The following is a 17,033-nucleotide window of genomic DNA, read 5'->3' on the forward strand; positions in this document are numbered from 1 at the left end:
GATCATTGTAGGAGCTGCCGAAGGCTGCGATCTTTTGATCTTGATCCCAAAAAACAGAGTCAAAAGATCGCAGCCTTCGGCAGCTCCTACAGGGGGCGGTGTTCACAATTGAATATTTAATCAGGAGCTTTTCATGACTCAACTGCGCCGCGTTGCGATTATTGGTGGTAACCGTATCCCCTTTGCCCGGTCCAACGGGCCGTACGCCACCGCCAGTAATCAGGCGATGCTCACCGCCGCGCTCGAAGGCCTGATCGAACGTTACAACCTGCACGGTGTGCGCATGGGCGAGGTGGCGGCGGGGGCGGTGGCCAAGCACGCCCGGGATATGAGCCTGACCCGCGAATGTGTGCTTGGCTCGCGGCTGTCGCCAACCACCCCGGCCTACGACATCCAGCAAGCCTGCGGCACTGGGCTGGAGGCGACGTTGTTGGTGGCGAACAAAATCGCCCTGGGTCAGATCGAATGTGGCATTGCCGGTGGCGTCGACACAGCCTCGGACGTGCCGATCGGTGTTAACGAAAGCCTGCGCAAGATCCTCCTGCAGGCCAACCGCGCCCGAAGCACCGCCGACAAACTGAAAACCTTCCTGCAACTGCGTCCCCGCCATTTGATGCCCGACTTTCCAAGCATCAGCGAGTCGCGCACCGGTCTGTCGATGGGCGAGCACTGCGAGTTGATGGCCCAGGCCTGGAACATTCCGCGCGACGAACAGGACCAACTCGCGTTGGACAGTCACCAGAAAATGACCGCGTCCTACACCGAAGGCTGGCACAACGATTTGATGACGCCGTTCCTCGGCCTGACCCGCGACAACAACCTGCGCCCGGACCTGACCCTGGAAAAACTGGCCTCACTGAAACCGGCCTTCGAGAAAAGCGCCAAGGGCACCCTGACCGCGGGCAATTCCACGCCACTCACCGATGGTGCGTCGTTGGTGCTGCTGGGCAGTGAAGAATGGGCCAAGGAACGTGGTCTGCCGATCCTTGCCTATTTGCGCGATGGCGAGGTGGCGGCGGTGGATTTCGTCAACGGGGCTGAAGGGCTATTGATGGCGCCGGTGTATGCGGTGCCGCGTTTGCTGGCGCGCAATGGCCTGACCTTGCAGGACTTCGATTACTACGAAATCCACGAAGCCTTCGCCGCGCAGGTGCTCTGCACGCTAAAGGCCTGGGAGGATCCGGAATATTGCAAAACCCGCCTCGGTCTCGATGCGCCACTGGGCTCCATCGACCGCAGCCGCCTCAACGTCAAAGGCAGTTCACTGGCGGCGGGGCATCCGTTTGCCGCGACCGGCGCACGCATCGTCGCGAGCCTGGCGAAGTTGCTGGATGCGGCGGGCAAGGGCCGAGGCTTGATCTCGATCTGCGCCGCCGGTGGTCAGGGCATTACAGTAATTATTGAGCGCTGAGGATCGCGGCGCTTTGCTGTGCGGCCAGCTGCCGATTGCGGTTGGCGTAACTCTCGGCCATCACTGAACAGACGATCAGCTGCAACGGGTGGTAGATCATGATCGGCAGCAGGATCAGCCCAAGCCCCGGGTTGGCGCCGAAGATCAGCGCCGCCATTGGCGCACCGGCGGCCAGGGATTTCTTGCTGGCGCAAAATACCGCGGCGATTTCATCGGCCGGGCTGAATTTCAATGCGCGAGCGGTGCGGGTGGTCATCCACAGGATGATTGCCAGCAGAATCGCACTGCCGATCAGTGCCGTGAGGATCACGCTGTTGCCCTGCTTTTGCCACATCCCCGAGACCATCGAATTGCAGAACGCCGCGTAGACCAGCAACAGAATCACCAGCTTGTCGGCGATATTGGTATAGCGCTTGTGGCGGGCGAAGAACTTTCCGAGGAACGGCCGCAGCAATTGGCCGAGTATAAGTGGCAACAGCAACATGGCGCAGAGGTCGAGCAGGGTTGAGCCCAGATCGATGCCGCCCGCGCCGCTGCCGACCACGAAACTTACCAGCAACGGCGTCAGGAAAATCCCCAGCACGCTGGACAGGCTCGCGTTGAGAATCGCCGCCGGTACGTTGCCGCCCGCGCTGCCGGTCAGGGCCACGGACGAGGAAATGGTCGAGGGCAGGGCACAGAGATACAGGAAACCCAGCATCAGCAGTGAAGGCATGTGCGAACTCAACAGCTTGTCACTGAGCAGCCAGATCAGCGGAAACACCGCGAAGGTGAAACCCTGAACCATCACGTGCAGCTTCCAGTTTTTCAGACCGTGAGTGATCTGCTCGCTGGATAGGTTGACTCCGTGCAGGAAGAACACCAGGAACACGCCGATGTTGATTACGTATTCAGCGTGCATTCCGCCGCCGGTGGCGCCGAAGGTCGGGAAGAAATACGCCAGCAGCGTGGCGATCAACATGCCGCACAAGAACCAGTCGGTGACCACGCGTTTGAGGTGTTTGAAGGCATGCATAACAGGCACCGAATACATTTGTAAGAATTGGTGACTTAGCCTAACGTCGGCTTCATCAGCCGTCTTGCGACATAAGGCCAATCAATGCCGACTAACGGACAACTTTCCCTCGAACGGACGATTCCGACGCTGACGGCGTTGCCGCGTCCGCTGTATGCCCGTGCGGAAAGTCTCAACGCCGGTTCATGGACGCCGCCGCATCGACACGATTGGGTGCAGTTTTCCTACGCGATCAGCGGCGTTCTCGGCGTGCACACCGCCGAAGGCAGTTTTTTTGCGCCGCCGCAGTGGGGCATCTGGATTCCGGCGGATCTCGAACACCAGGTGGTGACTTCGATGCGCGCCGAGATGCGCAGCCTCTATGTGCGCCGCGAGGATTGTGAATGGGCGGACGGGCGTTGCCGGGTGCTGGAAGTGACGCCGTTGGCCCGGGAACTGATCAAGAGTTTTTGTTTGCTGCCGGTGGAATATCCGCAGGGCGACAGCCAGGAATCGCGGCTGGTGAGTGTGCTGCTGGATCAGTTGGCGCATCTGCCGGAGGTCGGCTTCTCGCTACCGTTACCGCGCCATGAACGGTTGCTGGGGTTGTGCAACGAGCTGATTGAAAGCCCTGAGCGGAACGTGACGTTGCAGGCGTGGGCGGAGCGATTGGGGACGTCGGAGAAGACCTTGATGCGGCTCTTTCAGCGGGAAACCGGGTTGAGCTTTCGAGGGTGGCGCCAGCGGATGCGGTTGCTGTCGTCGTTGAGTTTGCTGGAGGAGGGCGACAGCGTGACGAATGCCGCGCTGTCTTGTGGGTATGACTCGACTTCGGCGTTTATTGCGGCGTTTAAGGGGTTGTTTGGGTTTACGCCAGGGGAGTTGTTTCGGCAGTGAGAACCAGCCCCTCACCCCAGCCCTCTCCCCACGGGGGAGAGGGGGAAAGGGGGCCGATCTTCATGTTCTTCAAATCCTGAGTTCGGCTTGATTTCTCAGGTCGATGTAGCTCCAAGAGCAACTCGGTCAGTCCCCTCTACCCCTTGGGGAGAGGGTTAGGGTGAGGGGTGGATCTCAAGCCCTCCCCAATCTCAAGTCCTGAACCGCCGAACCAACCCATCCAGCTCATTCGACAACCCCGCCAGACTCTGTGAATCCAGCCGCGCCGAATTCGCCAGTTCCGCCACCAACTGCGCATCACCATGAATCTGGCTGATGTGCCGATTGATGTCTTCCGCCACCTGATGCTGTTCTTCCGCCGCGGTAGCGATCTGGGTGTTCATGTCGCGAATCACGTCCACCGACTCCCGAATCAGCCCAAAACTGCTGCGTGCTTCACCGATCCGTGTCACCGACTGCTGAGACACTTCCAGACTGGCGTGCATTTGCTGAGTCACCTGGCTCGTACGTTTGGCAAGGTTGCCCAGCAATCCGTCGATTTCCGCCGTGGAATCCGCCGTGCGTTTGGCCAGTGCCCGAACTTCATCGGCCACCACCGCAAACCCACGACCCTGTTCACCGGCCCGCGCTGCTTCGATGGCCGCGTTCAGCGCCAGCAGGTTGGTCTGTTCGGCAATCGAGCGAATGGTCCCGAGGATTGACTGAATGTCGTTGCTGTCGCGCTCAAGCTGTTGCATCGACTGGGCCGACTGTTCGATTTCCTGGCTCAAGCGATCAACGCTGGTCACGGCCGCATCAATCTGCTGCTGACCTTCACGCGCTTGGCGCTGGCCGCTGTCGGCCGATTCCGCCGCCTGGCTGCAAGAGCGCGCGACTTCGTTGGCGGTGGCGACCATTTCGTGGAACGCCGTGGAAACCATGTCCACCGCTTCACGCTGACGCCCGGCGGCTTCGGCCATGTCGCTGGAGACCTGGGTCGAGCTCGTGGAGGTGGCGAGGATCTTGGTCGCGGCGCCGCCAATGCTCTGGATCAGGTTGCGAATTGCCGCCAAGAACTGGTTGAACCAGTTGGCCAGTTGCGCGGTTTCGTCGCTGCCACGGATTTGCAGGTTCTTGGTCAGGTCGCCTTCACCTTGGGCGATGCCTTCCAGACCGCTGGCCACGCTGCGGATCGGCCGCACGATGAGGCTGGCGAAACTGGCACCGACGATGGCGAAGAACACGGCCAGTACGGCGGCGATGATCGCGATCAGCCAGGTCAGTTGGGTGGCGGAGCTCATCACGTCGCTCTGTTTGATCAGACCGATGAAGGTCCAACCCAATTGCTCCGACGGCCAGACGTTGGCCATGTAGCGCTCGCCGTTGAGCTCGACTTCGACCAGGCCTTTACCGGCCTTGGCCAGTTGCGCGTAGCCCTCGCCGAGGCTGCTCAGGGCTTTGAAGTTGTGCTCCGGTTGTTTCGGATCGACCAGTACGGTGCCAGAGTTTTCCAGCAGCATCAGGTAACCGGTTTCGCCCAGCTTGATCTGTTTGACGAGTTCGGTCATCTGTTTGAGCGACACGTCGATGCTGACCACACCGCCGTTGGTGCCCAGCTTGTTGTCGATGGTGCGTACGGTGCTGACGTAGGACGTATCATTTTCGGCCCAGTAATAGGCCTCGGTGCGGAACGGCTTGCCCGGTTTGGCCTGGGCTGCCTTGTACCAGGGACGCTGGCGAGGATCGTAGTTGGCGAGCTTGGCATCGTCCGGCCACGACACATAACCGCCCGCCGCGGTGCCGAGGATGGCGTAGGCGTAGGATGGATGGGCGTTGCCCAGGTCCTGCAGGAGGCCGAAGACTTTTTTGTCCATCTCGCCCTGCGGAACGCTCTCGGCGTTGGCGCCCATGTAGGTCTTGAGGCTGTCGTCGGAGTTTTTGATCAGCGGTTGCTTGGCCAGGTAATCCACGTTCTGGCTGATGCCGTCAAAGAACAGTTGCATGGCGTTGCTGACCTGACGAATTTCGCGGCCACTGCCGTCAACGAAACTGTCCTTGGCATCACTGCGCAAGTTCAGCACAACCAGGGTAGCGACCAGCACCACCGGCAAGCAGGCGATGATTGCAAACGCCCAGGTCAACTTCTGTTTGATGTTCATCCGCGCTCCAGATTTTTTTTGTAGGCCCACGCAGTGCAGATGACTCGCGGAGTATTGGCAGAACGATTGTCGGACAAATCACTTTGTCTCTGATGACTTCGGCTGGCCGAGGCGGAAATTGAGGCCTGTTGAGAAAAATCCTACGAAGGGTATGAATCGAGATGTCAGCTTCTGTCGCAAATACCCGCTTAGCCCTTCAGCAACAAGTGACGCAGGGTCAGCTATGATCTGTGGCGGCCGATGACGACCGGTGGTTGTTGATTGATTAAACCGGCACATTGTGTGCTTCTTGACGGTCACAGGAACGTTCATAGGTCGGCAACCCCTCCCCCGAATGAGTGGATTGCCGTATAACGAATGACTTTCGCGTGTTTGGTAATAAAGGACCCTCAATAAAAGCTGATGAAGACTCCAAAACGCATTGAACCCCTGATCGAGGACGGTCTGGTCGACGAGGTGCTGCGCCCACTCATGAGTGGTAAAGAAGCAGCTGTTTATGTGGTGCGCTGCGGCAACGAGTTACGTTGCGCGAAAGTCTACAAGGAGGCGAATAAACGCAGTTTCCGTCAGGCGGCCGAGTATCAGGAAGGCCGCAAGGTGCGCAACAGCCGTCAGGCTCGTGCGATGGCCAAGGGCTCCAAGTTCGGCAAGAAAGAAACCGAAGACGCCTGGCAGAATGCCGAAGTGGCGGCGTTGTTCCGTCTGGCCGGTGCTGGCGTTCGGGTCCCTCAGCCTTACGACTTCCTTGAAGGCGTGCTGTTGATGGAACTGGTGGCCGATGAGTACGGTGATGCCGCGCCGCGTCTGAACGACGTGGTGCTGGAACCGGATCAGGCGCGCGAGTATCACGCGTTCCTGATTTCGCAGATCGTGCTGATGTTGTGTACCGGTCTGGTGCACGGTGACCTGTCGGAGTTCAACGTACTGCTGACCCCGACCGGCCCGGTGATCATCGATCTGCCGCAAGCGGTCGACGCAGCGGGCAACAACCACGCGTTCAGCATGCTGGAGCGGGATGTGGGCAACATGGCGTCCTACTTCGGGCGGTTTGCGCCGGAGTTGAAAAAGACCAAGTACGCCAAGGAAATGTGGGCCCTGTTCGAAGCCGGCACCTTGCACCCGGCCAGCATCTTGACCGGCGAGTTCGACGAGCCGGAAGAGTTGGCTGACGTTGGCGGGATCATGCGCGAGATCGAGGCTGCACGCCTTGATGAAGAGCGCAAACAAGCGGTGCGCGCGGCAGATGATGCGCCACCGGGTAAAACCGAAGAGCCGCCTCCGCCTTGGATGCAGTGATTGGTTAACGAAAAACCCGGCTTTGGCCGGGTTTTTTGTGGATGTTAAGTCTTTGTGTTGTGGTGTTAGTTAAAGCCACCCCTCACCCCAGCCCTCTCCCCACGGGGGAGAGGGGGAAAGGGAGCAGATCTCCATGTTTTTCAAAGCCTGAGTTCGACTCGGGCTCTCAGGTCGCAAAATTTCTTTTAAACACCACGGTCAGTCCCCTCGCCCCTTTGGGGAGAGGGTTAGGGTGAGGGGTGGCTTCCAGATCCACACAAAATCGCGTCTACTGCCACCGGCCCAAAACCACACTCAAGGATTGAATGTGAACACCGCATCCCTCCGCAACGCCCAACTCATCATCACCGCCCGCCTGGTTTCAGACTTCGGTGCCTTCCTCAACATGGTCGCCCTGGCCACCTACGTCTACCTGCTCAGCAACAGCGCCATGAACGTCGGCATCTTCCTCGCCAGCCGTGTGGCCGGTGGGATCTTCGCCAGCCTCATCGGCACGACGTTTTATCGCCGTTGGGCCGGGCGCCTGCCGCTGATTGCCTTCGACCTGTTACGCGCCGGGCTGCTGGGCCTGCTGCTTGTGCTACCTGTCGCCCAGCAGATGCTGCTGTTACCGGTGATCGCTTTCGGTCTGGGATTTGGCAACTCGATGTTCGCCATCGGCCTAAACAGTCAGTTACCGCACCTGATCGAAAGCGAACACCTGCTCAAGACCAACGCCTGGATCACCTCGGCGTCGTCGGCAGCCATGGTCGGTGGGAGTCTGGTGTCTGGGCTTTTAGTGGCAGCATTCGGCTTTGAAACAGTGTTTGCATTGAACGTGGTCACTTATCTGCTGGCCGCGTTGTTCATCTTGCCGCTGCGCTTTTCAACACCTGCGCCCAGCGCCGAACCCACCCACGAACGTGGTGAATGGGCGGCCCTGCTCCAGGGGCTGCGCAGTACACCGGTGGTGGCGGCGATGCTCGCGGTGGCCATGGCTGACACCCTTGGCAGTGCCGCGCACAACGTGGGGTTTCCGATCATTTCCAGACTGCTGACGCCCGAGTCCGCCAGCACCACGCTGGGCCTGATGCTGGCGGTCTGGGCCAGCGGAAAACTCATCGGCGCGCGCATCGCCAGCCGGCGGAAAGGTTCGGACAACGTGAACCTGGAGCGACGATTTTTCTTTGGTGTGTTGCTGATGTCCTGCGGCTTCATCCTGATGTTTCAGCAGCAGACCCTTTACGGGCTACTGCTGTTCGCGCTGCCGGCGGGGTTGGGCGACGGTTTCTCGGAAGTCGGCCTGATGTCGCGTCTGCAGCGCGAACCGGACAGCCTGCGCCTGCCGATTTTCAGCTTTCTGACGCTGTTGCAAATGACCGGGTTCGGCGTCGGTATGCTGATCGCCGCACCGTTCTATTCGTGGTGGGCGCCGGGTGCCGTGGTGCTGTTGTTCCACGGGATCCCCCTCACCACCTTGTTGGTGGTGAAAGGGCTGGCAATCAGGGGCGAGCGGGTGAGGCGCAGCAGCCCGACTCCAGGTTCTTGAGGATCGGACAGTCGGGACGGTGATCACCGTGGCAGTGTTCGACCAGGTCCTGCAGGGTGTCGCGCAGTTGGCCGAGTTCGCGGATTTTCTGGTTCAGCTCATCAATGTGCTGACGGGCCAGGGCCTTCACGTCGGCGCTGGCTCGTTGGCGGTCCTGCCAGAGGGTCAGCAGTTTGCCGACTTCTTCCAGTGAGAACCCCAGGTCCCGGGAGCGCTTGATGAACGCCAGGGTGTGCAGGTCGTCGTCGCCGTAAACCCGATAGCCGCTGTCGGTACGATGGGCGGCCTTGAGCAAGCCGATGGATTCGTAATAACGAATCATCTTCGCGCTCAGGCCGCTTTGGTGGGCCGCTTGGCCGATGTTCATCGGTTGTCCTCCAGATCCTTGGGTTTCCAGGTTTTCAACAGTAGCGCATTGCTCACCACGCTGACGCTCGACAACGCCATGGCCGCGCCGGCCAGCACCGGGTTGAGGAAACCGAAGGCTGCCAGCGGAATGCCGATCAGGTTGTAGACGAAGGCCCAGAACAGATTCTGACGAATCTTCGCGTAGGTCTTGCGACTGATCTCCAGCGCCGCCGGTACCAGCCGTGGGTCGCCGCGCATGAGGGTGATCCCGGCTGCGTGCATCGCAACGTCGGTGCCACCGCCCATGGCGATGCCGATGTCGGCGGCGGCCAGGGCAGGGGCGTCGTTGATGCCGTCGCCGACCATTGCCACGACCCCGGTTTTCTTGAGTGTGGCGACGGTGGCGGCTTTGTCCGCCGGCAGTACTTCCGCGTGGACATCCTTGATGCCCAGTGCCTCGGCAACCACTTTGGCACTGCCGCGATTATCGCCAGTCAGCAGGTGGCTGCTGATGTTGCGTGCGCTGAGTTGTTGCACGGCTTGTAGCGCGCCGGGTTTGAGGGTGTCGCCGAAAGCGAAGAGGCCTAACACTCGTGGCTCGGAGCTTTGCTCGATCAGCCAGGACAGGGTCCGGCCTTCGGTTTCCCACGCGGTGGCGGAGTCCGACCATTCACCTGCGCTCAAGCCGCTCTCTTCCAACAGACGACGATTGCCCAGCGCCAATCGACGACCATCGAGAGTGCCCGCGATGCCGCGGCCGATCAGGGACTGGCTGTCGGTGACATCGGCCACCGTCAAACCGCGTTCGGCGCAAGCGTCCAGAACCGCCTTGGCCAGTGGGTGTTCGCTGCCGCGTTGCAGGGCGCCGGCCATTTGCAGCAGGGCCGCTTCGTCATTGTTGATTGCGCTCAAATGAGCGATGCGCGGAGTACCCGACGTCAGCGTGCCAGTCTTGTCGAACACCACCGCACTGACTTCATGGGCACGCTCCAACGCTTCGGCGTCCTTGATCAAAATCCCGTGGCGCGCTGCCACGCCGGTGCCGGCCATGATCGCTGTCGGCGTGGCCAGCCCGAGCGCGCATGGGCAAGCGATCACCAATACCGCGACGGCATTGATCAGCGCCGTTTCCATTGGCGCGCCATACAACCACCAACCGATCAAGGTCGCCAACGCGATCAACAGGACCGTTGGCACGAACACTTGGCTTACTTTATCCACCAGTTTCTGGATCGGTGCCTTCGCCGCTTGAGCATCTTCGACCAGGCGGATGATGCGGGCGAGGACGGTTTCCGCGCCCAAGGCCAGGGTGCGAACGAGCAACCGGCCTTCGCCATTGATCGCGCCGCCGGTGACCTTGTCGCCGGGTTGTTTGGGCACCGGCAGGCTTTCGCCGCTGATCAGCGCTTCGTCGGCGTGGCTCTGGCCTTCGACCACTTCCCCGTCCACCGGGAAGCGCTCGCCGGGTTTGACCATGACCAGATCATTGAGGCGCAACGCGCTGATGGCGACATCTTGCTCGCGGCCGTCGATCACCTGAATCGCTCGCTCGGGTCGCAAGGCCTCAAGGGCGCGAATGGCACTGGCGGTCTGGCGTTTGGCGCGGCTTTCCAGGTATTTGCCCAGCAGCACCAAGGCAATCACCACCGCCGAGGCTTCGAAATAGAGGTGCGGCATGCGCCCGGCGGCGGTGGCCCATTCATAGAGACTCAAGCCATAACCGGCGCTGGTGCCCAGCGCGACCAGCAAATCCATGTTGCCGGCACCGGCGCGCACGGCTTTCCAGGCAGCGACGTAAAAGCGCGCACCGAAGATGAATTGCACCGGCGTGGCCAACGCGAATTGCACCCAGGCCGGGAGCATCCAGTGCACGCCGAACGGTTGCAGCAACATCGGCAGCACCAACGGTGCGGCGAGGATGATCGCCATGATCAAGGCCCAACGCTCGCGGTGCAGGCGTTGTTGTTGATTATCGGTTTGCGGGTGTTCGACTTCCCAGACACTGGCGCTGTAGCCCGCCTTGGTCACTGCGCCGATCAGGGTTTGCGGATCGATCTGGCCGAGCAGTTCAAGATGGGCGCGTTCATTGGCCAGGTTGACGCTGACGCTCTTGACCCCCGGCACCTTGGCCAGCGCTCGTTCGACCCGGCCGACGCAGGAGGCGCAGGTCATGCCGTCGATGCTCAATTCCAGACTCTGCTGCGGCACGCTGTAACCCGCCTGCTGCACCGCTTCCATCAAGGCCGGCAGGCTGTCGCTGGGCGCTTGAACCCGGGCCTGTTCGGTGGCCAGGTTGACGCTGACGGCAGAGGCGCCGATGACTTTGCTCAAGGCACGCTCGACACGCCCGGCGCAACTGGCGCAGGTCATGCCGGCAATCGGCAGATCGAAAGTGGTGGATTCGGACATCGGTCACGCTCCCTGTAGAAGATGACTACAGGATCAACCTTGCCATGCTGGCAAGGTCAAGCGCCATGTCTCAGATCAAAAGATCGCAGTCTTCGGCAGCTCCTACATTGACCGTGTGTTAACCCGATCCCGTAGGAGCTGCCGAAGGCTGCGATCTTTTTACAGGCAACTCAATATTCGAGAGCCGCAGGCTTGAGGTACATCCCTTCCTGCGTCATCGCAATCCGGAACTTCAACACGTCACCGGCCTTGAGCGTGATGTTCTGCGAACCCGGTGCGAGCATGCCCGGGTTGCAACCCGGCGCCTGGCCCGGCAGCAGCTTCAGGCGCAAGGACACATTGCCCGGTGGCAGGTTGAACGAGGTGCTTTGTTCCTGGAACAACCGCGCCGACAGCTGATCCTGGATATACACGCCAATCTCGCAGGAGGTCGCGACTTCCAGGCGCTCGCGGGAAATGATCAGTACGCCATAGTCCTCCCCGGCGGCTTGAACTGAAGGTGTCGCGGCAAATAGGCTGAGAAAGCCAAACAGGCTGAAAGCTGACCAGCGCATGGCTGAATCTCCTGATGTCGAGTCATTGATGGACACAGCTTGGCCGAGCGCGGCGCTGATTGCCAGCCCGGCAGCTCACTTCAGAACTTGACCTTGCCATGGTGGCAAGCTCGAGACTGCACGCAACCTTATTCAAGGAGTCATCCCATGCAAGTGTTCAACGTTCAAGGCATGTCCTGCGGTCACTGCGTCAAAGCCATCACTCAGGCGCTGCAAGCCAAGGATCCTGCGGCCAGCGTGCGTATCGATCTGGTTGCGAAAGAAGTCGGTGTCGAGAGCGCTTTGTCGGCGGATCAGGTGATCGCGGTGATCACCGAAGAGGGCTACGACGCCAAGGTTGCCTGAGACAAAGCGCAATCCCCTGTGGGAGCGGCGGTTTTGTATTCATCCAGTGGTTTTTAATAGTTAGCGACCTAACGGAATGTTCAAGGCGTCCATGCGCGGCTAGACTGTGGGGCTGCCGCCCCTGTCCAACTGGATGCCTGATGAACCTCCGTACCATTTTGATTCTTGGCGCCTTGAGCGCCTTCGGTCCGCTGGCGATCGATTTCTATCTGCCGGCTTTCCCGGCGATGGCGCTCGCCTTCGGCACCGATGAAAAACACGTTCAGCTGACCCTGGCGGCGTATTTCCTGGGCTTGTCCATCGGTCAACTGGCTTATGGCCCGGTGGCGGATCGCTTTGGGCGACGCATTCCCCTGCTGACCGGTGTCGGGCTGTTCACCGCAGCCTCTCTGGCCTGCGCCTACGCGCCGAACCTCGAATGGTTGATGGGCGCGCGTTTCATTCAGGCGCTGGGTGGTTGCGCAGGGATGGTGATTTCCCGCGCGGTCGTCAGCGATAAATGCGATGCGGTGGGTTCGGCGAAGGTCTTTTCACAGCTGATGCTGGTGATGGGCTTGGCGCCGATTCTTGCGCCGATGCTGGGTGGGCTGTTGGTCAACACCACGGGCTGGCAGTCGATCTTTCTCGTGTTGACCGGTTTCAGTGCGCTGGCAGGGTTGGCCGTGGCGCTGGGGCTGCCGGAAAGTCTGCCGGCCCATGTGCCGCGTCAACCGTTGTCCGGCGCGTTGCGGCAGTACGGTCGACTGTTGTCGGATCCGGTGTTCCTCGGCCACGCCTTGACTGGTGGCATCGCCATCGCCGGGATGTTTGCCTATATCGCCGGTTCACCGTTCGTCTTCATCAAACTTTATGGCGTGCCGGCCGAGCATTTCGGCTGGCTGTTCGGTACCAATGCGGCGGGTTTCATTTTGGTCGCGCAGCTCAACGCGCGACTGCTGGCAAAGCGCGGCCCGGCGTTCTTGCTGGCGCGCACCGTGTGGATCTACGTAGGCGCCGGTCTGGCGCTGCTGGCCGTCAGTTCGTTGCACACCGCGCAGCTATGGCCGTTGCTGATTCCGCTGTTTGTCTGCATCGCCAGCCTCGGTTGCATCCTCCCCAACGCCTCGGCCTGCGCCATGAACGGGCAGGGCGCTCGCGCCGGCAGTGCGTCGGCGATGCTCGGTTGCCTGCAATTCAGCGTTGCCGCCGGGGCAGCAGCATTGGTGGGTGTTTTACACGACGGCAGCGCCATGCCGATGGCCATGGTCATCAGCCTGTGCGGAGTTCTGGTGGTGAGCGTGGCGATGCTCACCCGACGTTTGCAAAATGCCCGGGCGCTGGCGCAAGCCCAGGTCTGAGGACGGACTCAGCCAGCGGCACGCTGCTGGCGGTCAATAATTTGATGAGGTGCTTGTAGCCGCGCTTCAAGGGTGCGGGTGAAGGCGCGGGCTTCGGCTTCGCTGCGGAATGTCACGGCGTGTTGGTCCAGACGGACTTGCCACTGGGATTTTGCCAATTCTTTTATCAGGATCTTCATTGCTGATCTCTCCTCTCGTAAAAGATGTCACGTAAAAGACTGTGCCGCAGAGCCTCGATTGTAGACCTCAATACGATCGCAATTGTGACAAGGGTCAACTCTCGGACTGACGGTGTCGCCCATCTGGGCGACAACTGTGTCAGTTTGTTTCAGAACCCTTCGAGCACAATCTTGCCCTTGGATTTGCCACTTTCGAGCAGCTCATGGGCACGGCGCAGGTTCGCCGCGTTGATGGTCCCGAAGTGCTCGCCGACCGTGGTCTTCAGCGTCCCGGCGTCGATCAGCTCAGCCACGCGGTTAAGCAATTTGTGCTGCTCGATCATGTCCGCAGTTTCGAACAGCGAGCGGGTGTACATGAACTCCCAGTGCAGCGACAGGCTCTTGCGCTTGAGCTTGGTCACGTCCAGCGCCTTTGGATCATCGATCAGGGCCAGTTTGCCTTGCGGCGCCAAAGCCTCGACCAATTGGTCCAGGTGGTGATCGGTCTGGGTCAGGCTGGCAACGTGGGTCACCTGATCGAGGCCGGCACGTTTGAGTTCTTCGCTCAACGGCTGACTGTGATCGATCACCAGGTCGGCACCCAGCTCACGAACCCAGCTCTGGGTTTGCGGGCGAGAAGCGGTGCCGATGACTTTCAGCCCGGTAAGCTGGCTGGCCAGTTGCGTGAGGATCGACCCCACACCACCAGCGGCACCGACGATCAAAAGGCTCTGGCCTTCATCGGTTTTGCCTTCACGCACTTGCAGGCGTTCGAAGAGTAACTCCCACGCGGTGATAGCGGTCAGCGGCAGCGCGGCGGCTTCGGCGAAACCAAGGGTTTTCGGCATATGGCCGACGATCCGCTCATCGACCACGTGCAGTTCGCTGTTGCCGCCCGCGCGGGCGATGGAGCCGGCGTAGAAGACTTTGTCGCCGGCCTTGAACAGCGTCACTTCACTGCCGACGGCCTTGACCACACCGGCCACGTCCCAGCCCAGCACTTTCGGCGCGCCCGCTTCAGGCTGGACGTTCTGGCGGACCTTGGTGTCCACCGGGTTGACCGAGATGGCTTTGACTTCCACCAACAGGTCACGCGGGCCGGCAACCGGGTCTGGCAGTTCGATGTCTTGCAGAGCGTTTGAGTCGCTGATTGGCAAGGAGGCGTAGTAGGCAATGGCTTTCATTGGAACTCCTGAAAAGTAATAAAGAAGGTAGAAATCAGACGATGGAGCGCAGGCGCTTGAGGTCGAAGTGTTCGAGAAAGTCGCCAGCCTTGGCGCGGAAGTTCTGGACATGTGCGCTGGCGTCATGGGCTTGCAGGGCTTCGTCGCTGCTCCATTTTTCGATCATGTAGAAGGCGTGAGGATTGGCGAGGTCCTGGTGCAAGTCGTATTGACCGCAACCGGCCTCGGCGCGGGTCGGTTCCAGCAGCGCCCGCAGGTGCTGTTCGAGGGCGTCTTGCTGGCCGGCTTTGGCGATGAGGGTGGCGATAGCGGTAAAAGGCTGGGACATGTTCGACTCCGGAAAGGGGATGGATTCACTGGCACGGATGATTGGCTATTTCTCTGCAAGATAAAACCCGCTAAAAGAGCAGTCTCTTTCAATATTTTTTTGATAATCGAGGCTGAAATGCTGCGTTTCGATGACTTGCAGTTGTTTGTCCGCGCGGCGGACCTGGGCAGTCTGTCAGCGGCGGCGCGTGGGATGGACATGTCGGCCGCGGTAGCCAGTGCGGCGTTGAAGCGCATCGAGCAGCAGCTCGGCGCCCGGTTGCTCGCCCGTTCCACCCGTAGCCTGCGACTGACCGCTGAAGGCGAGGGATTTCTCGAATACGCTCGGGCCGCTTTGAGCAATCTCGATGAGGGCCGTCGTTTACTGGCCAGCGGTCAGGACCAGGTCAGCGGGATTTTGCAGCTGTCGGCGCCTTCGGATTTTGGCCGCAACCTGCTGCTGCCATGGCTGGACGAGTTTCAACGTGAACATCCAAAACTCACGGTGCGTTTACTGCTGGGCGACCGCATCGCCGACCTGTTCCGCCAACCGGTGGACATCGCCCTGCGGTACGGCGAGCCGGAAGACTCAAGCCTGGTGGCGCTGCCCATCGCCCCGCAGAATCTCCGCGTGCTCTGTGCCGCCCCGAGTTACCTGGCCCGGCATGGCGAGCCTCGGCAACTGGAGCAACTGGCTCAGCACAACTGTCTGCTGTTCATGCTTGGCAGTCGGGTCCACGATCATTGGAGTTTCCACGACGGCAAACGCGAGGTCAGCCTGACCGTCAGCGGCGATCGTTTCAGCGATGATGCCGATGTCGTGCGCCTGTGGGCCGTGGCAGGTGCCGGGATCGCCTACAAATCCTGGCTCGATGTCGCGGCCGATGTGCTGGCCGGTCGGTTGAAAGTGCTCATGCCGGAACTGCTCTGTGAGCGCGCACCGCTGAATTTGTTGTGCGCCCATCGCGCACAATTGAGTAAGCCGGTGAACCTTTTGCGGGAAATGCTAGCCAGCCGATGCGCCCGGTTGAGTAGCCAATTTCCGACGTTATCGAGCGCCGATCATTAGTCGCAGGCAAATAGCGAAATTTCACTCAGGAACTATCACCACCAATGGTTTCCCAAGGGCAGGAACCGGCGGTTAACCCGCATATACTAGCGCTCGCCTCATGTACGCACCGTCGATCTCGCAATGGCGAGTCCACATCCGAGTCAGCCAGGCCCCATGGTCAATCGCCGCGGCTTTGCGAAACCTGCGAGCAATGGCCTGTGCGATTGGCCGGCTTTGCCCGGTTTATGGCGGTTTCCACGCCTTGGCCGACGACACATTACTGGTCAAGATGTCTCTGAGCAGTAGACGAAACGATTCAACAGGGAGTGAATACATGGAACATGCACCTTGCATCAGCCAGATCGCCACGTTGCTGGCTGACCCAAAGCGCAGCGCAATGATGTGGGCCTTGATGGACGGCTCGGCACGGCAAACCGAAGAGCTGGCCTTGTTGGCCGGCCTGTCACCGTCTTCGGCCAGTGCACATCTGGGGCGTTTGTCCGCCGGAGGTCTGTTGAAAGTCGAAATCCGCGGCCGCAAGCGGTTCTTTCGTCTTGCCGCACCCGAAGTGGGGGCCGCGATAGAGGCACTGGCCAGCGCCACCCTGGCCAGCACGCCTCGGGAAATCCCGGACGTTTTCAAGCGCACGACACCCATCACCAAATCTCAGGCGGCGCCTTCGTCACTCTTGCGCGCCAGGCTTTGCGACGACCATTTGGGCGGCACCCTTGCCGCCGATCTTTATCAGCGTCTGCTGGATGCAGGCTGGATCGAACAGTTCGATCAGCGGGTCACAATCACCCACAAGGGCGCCACGCAATTGGCGACGCGGGGTGTGTTCATCCAGGCGCTGGCTCATCGCAACAGCCGAGTCGCCTGCGCTTGTCCGGACTGGAGCGAAAGACGCCCGCACATGGGCGGATCATTGGGGGCGGCGTTGCTGCAATTGTTCATGCAGTCAGGTTGGCTGAGCCTGCCCAACGATTCGCGAGCCTTGCAGATCACCGCCGCGGGGCAGCGTGAAATCCATCGGTTCGCCAAGGAAACCGAGCTGGAAATGGCGTTGTAGACGCATCG

The 17,033-nt window shown here is 60.5% G+C and carries 16 protein-coding genes and 1 pseudogene; 8 read left to right on the forward strand and 9 right to left on the reverse strand.

Features of this window, described 5'->3' with window-relative positions; all coding sequences use genetic code 11:
* Positions 1-133 precede the first annotated feature (133 nt).
* Positions 134-1,411 (forward strand): acetyl-CoA C-acetyltransferase, encoded by a 1,278-nt coding sequence (locus ACA059_RS03110; RefSeq protein WP_497632683.1) that lies wholly within the window; start codon positions 134-136, stop codon positions 1,409-1,411.
* Here ACA059_RS03110 and ACA059_RS03115 read toward each other — a convergent pair.
* Positions 1,398-2,426, reverse strand: coding sequence for a bile acid:sodium symporter family protein (locus tag ACA059_RS03115; protein ID WP_497632684.1), 1,029 nt, complete (start codon positions 2,424-2,426; stop codon positions 1,398-1,400). The genes ACA059_RS03110 and ACA059_RS03115 overlap by 14 nt on opposite strands.
* Before the next feature lie 84 nt (positions 2,427-2,510).
* Between ACA059_RS03115 and ACA059_RS03120 the strand changes: the two genes are divergently transcribed.
* On the forward strand, positions 2,511-3,302 hold the full coding sequence (locus tag ACA059_RS03120; protein ID WP_192410053.1) for an AraC family transcriptional regulator: 792 nt from the start codon (positions 2,511-2,513) through the stop codon (positions 3,300-3,302).
* A 191-nt stretch (positions 3,303-3,493) separates the two neighbouring features.
* Here the strand turns inward: ACA059_RS03120 and ACA059_RS03125 are convergent, their stop codons facing one another.
* Together ACA059_RS03125 and ACA059_RS03130 are read right to left on the reverse strand one after the other, a co-directional pair.
* Positions 3,494-4,261 (reverse strand): methyl-accepting chemotaxis protein, encoded by a 768-nt coding sequence (locus ACA059_RS03125; protein WP_371916927.1) that lies wholly within the window; start codon positions 4,259-4,261, stop codon positions 3,494-3,496.
* 90 nt (positions 4,262-4,351) lie between these two features.
* A pseudogene (locus tag ACA059_RS03130) lies at positions 4,352-5,440 on the reverse strand (HAMP domain-containing protein); the annotation flags it as partial.
* A gap of 402 nt (positions 5,441-5,842) precedes the next feature.
* On the opposite strand from ACA059_RS03130, the gene ACA059_RS03135 reads away from it, so the two are divergent.
* Positions 5,843-6,736: a PA4780 family RIO1-like protein kinase gene (locus ACA059_RS03135; protein WP_129438758.1), complete on the forward strand. Its 894-nt coding sequence runs from the start codon at positions 5,843-5,845 to the stop codon at positions 6,734-6,736.
* A gap of 307 nt (positions 6,737-7,043) precedes the next feature.
* Positions 7,044-8,264, forward strand: a complete 1,221-nt coding sequence (locus tag ACA059_RS03140) for an MFS transporter (protein ID WP_497632685.1) — start codon at positions 7,044-7,046, stop codon at positions 8,262-8,264.
* On the opposite strand, the gene cueR is transcribed toward ACA059_RS03140, so the two are convergent.
* The 3 genes from cueR to ACA059_RS03155 form a co-directional block, all read right to left on the reverse strand.
* The gene (gene cueR / locus ACA059_RS03145; protein WP_497632686.1) at positions 8,218-8,631 is read right to left on the reverse strand and encodes a Cu(I)-responsive transcriptional regulator; all 414 of its coding nucleotides are present in this window, start codon (positions 8,629-8,631) and stop codon (positions 8,218-8,220) included. The genes ACA059_RS03140 and cueR overlap by 47 nt on opposite strands.
* Positions 8,628-11,021, reverse strand: a complete 2,394-nt coding sequence (locus tag ACA059_RS03150) for a heavy metal translocating P-type ATPase (protein ID WP_497632687.1) — start codon at positions 11,019-11,021, stop codon at positions 8,628-8,630. Before ACA059_RS03150 ends, cueR begins: the two co-directional genes overlap by 4 nt.
* Before the next feature lie 170 nt (positions 11,022-11,191).
* Positions 11,192-11,575, reverse strand: a complete 384-nt coding sequence (locus ACA059_RS03155) for a hypothetical protein (RefSeq protein ID WP_497632688.1) — start codon at positions 11,573-11,575, stop codon at positions 11,192-11,194.
* A gap of 147 nt (positions 11,576-11,722) precedes the next feature.
* On the opposite strand from ACA059_RS03155, the gene ACA059_RS03160 reads away from it, so the two are divergent.
* Both ACA059_RS03160 and ACA059_RS03165 read left to right on the forward strand, forming a co-directional pair.
* Positions 11,723-11,920: a heavy-metal-associated domain-containing protein gene (locus ACA059_RS03160; protein ID WP_497632689.1), complete on the forward strand. Its 198-nt coding sequence runs from the start codon at positions 11,723-11,725 to the stop codon at positions 11,918-11,920.
* Positions 11,921-12,060: 140 nt separating this feature from the next.
* Positions 12,061-13,257, forward strand: coding sequence for a multidrug effflux MFS transporter (locus tag ACA059_RS03165; RefSeq protein ID WP_497632690.1), 1,197 nt, complete (start codon positions 12,061-12,063; stop codon positions 13,255-13,257).
* 8 nt (positions 13,258-13,265) lie between these two features.
* Here the strand turns inward: ACA059_RS03165 and ACA059_RS03170 are convergent, their stop codons facing one another.
* The 3 genes from ACA059_RS03170 to ACA059_RS03180 all read right to left on the reverse strand — a co-directional run bounded on the left by ACA059_RS03170 (position 13,266) and on the right by ACA059_RS03180 (position 14,927).
* Positions 13,266-13,436 (reverse strand): hypothetical protein, encoded by a 171-nt coding sequence (locus ACA059_RS03170; RefSeq protein WP_165353242.1) that lies wholly within the window; start codon positions 13,434-13,436, stop codon positions 13,266-13,268.
* 149 nt (positions 13,437-13,585) lie between these two features.
* Positions 13,586-14,599 carry a zinc-binding alcohol dehydrogenase family protein gene (locus tag ACA059_RS03175; protein WP_497632691.1) on the reverse strand — a complete coding sequence of 338 codons (1,014 nt, stop codon included), beginning with the start codon at positions 14,597-14,599 and terminating at the stop codon, positions 13,586-13,588.
* A 34-nt stretch (positions 14,600-14,633) separates the two neighbouring features.
* A complete protein-coding gene (locus ACA059_RS03180; protein ID WP_095127279.1) occupies positions 14,634-14,927 on the reverse strand; it encodes a putative quinol monooxygenase in 294 nt (97 codons plus the stop codon).
* Positions 14,928-15,044: 117 nt separating this feature from the next.
* Here ACA059_RS03180 and vimR point away from each other — a divergent pair, with 117 nt between their 5' ends.
* Together vimR and ACA059_RS03190 are read left to right on the forward strand one after the other, a co-directional pair.
* Complete coding sequence (vimR, locus tag ACA059_RS03185) at positions 15,045-15,974, forward strand: transcription regulator VimR (protein ID WP_497632692.1); 930 nt, start codon at positions 15,045-15,047, stop codon at positions 15,972-15,974.
* 316 nt (positions 15,975-16,290) lie between these two features.
* Complete coding sequence (locus tag ACA059_RS03190; protein WP_497632693.1) at positions 16,291-17,025, forward strand: ArsR/SmtB family transcription factor; 735 nt, start codon at positions 16,291-16,293, stop codon at positions 17,023-17,025.
* Positions 17,026-17,033: the final 8 nt, after the last annotated feature.

This window comes from Pseudomonas sp. LBUM1647 (assembly GCF_059716175.1).

Bases quoted from the DNA above. Each gene is read 5' to 3' on its own strand.
- ACA059_RS03110 (WP_497632683.1), top strand. From the start codon at position 134: ATGACTCAACTGCGCCGCGTTGCGATTATTGGTGGTAACCGTATCCCC.
- ACA059_RS03115 (WP_497632684.1), bottom strand. From the start codon at position 2,426: ATGCATGCCTTCAAACACCTCAAACGCGTGGTCACCGACTGGTTCTTG.
- ACA059_RS03120 (WP_192410053.1), top strand. From the start codon at position 2,511: ATGCCGACTAACGGACAACTTTCCCTCGAACGGACGATTCCGACGCTG.
- ACA059_RS03125 (WP_371916927.1), bottom strand. From the start codon at position 4,261: ATGGCCGAAGCCGCCGGGCGTCAGCGTGAAGCGGTGGACATGGTTTCC.
- ACA059_RS03135 (WP_129438758.1), top strand. From the start codon at position 5,843: ATGAAGACTCCAAAACGCATTGAACCCCTGATCGAGGACGGTCTGGTC.
- cueR (WP_497632686.1), bottom strand. From the start codon at position 8,631: ATGAACATCGGCCAAGCGGCCCACCAAAGCGGCCTGAGCGCGAAGATG.
- ACA059_RS03150 (WP_497632687.1), bottom strand. From the start codon at position 11,021: ATGTCCGAATCCACCACTTTCGATCTGCCGATTGCCGGCATGACCTGC.
- ACA059_RS03155 (WP_497632688.1), bottom strand. From the start codon at position 11,575: ATGCGCTGGTCAGCTTTCAGCCTGTTTGGCTTTCTCAGCCTATTTGCC.
- ACA059_RS03160 (WP_497632689.1), top strand. From the start codon at position 11,723: ATGCAAGTGTTCAACGTTCAAGGCATGTCCTGCGGTCACTGCGTCAAA.
- ACA059_RS03165 (WP_497632690.1), top strand. From the start codon at position 12,061: ATGAACCTCCGTACCATTTTGATTCTTGGCGCCTTGAGCGCCTTCGGT.
- ACA059_RS03170 (WP_165353242.1), bottom strand. From the start codon at position 13,436: ATGAAGATCCTGATAAAAGAATTGGCAAAATCCCAGTGGCAAGTCCGT.
- ACA059_RS03175 (WP_497632691.1), bottom strand. From the start codon at position 14,599: ATGAAAGCCATTGCCTACTACGCCTCCTTGCCAATCAGCGACTCAAAC.
- ACA059_RS03180 (WP_095127279.1), bottom strand. From the start codon at position 14,927: ATGTCCCAGCCTTTTACCGCTATCGCCACCCTCATCGCCAAAGCCGGC.
- vimR (WP_497632692.1), top strand. From the start codon at position 15,045: ATGCTGCGTTTCGATGACTTGCAGTTGTTTGTCCGCGCGGCGGACCTG.
- ACA059_RS03190 (WP_497632693.1), top strand. From the start codon at position 16,291: ATGGAACATGCACCTTGCATCAGCCAGATCGCCACGTTGCTGGCTGAC.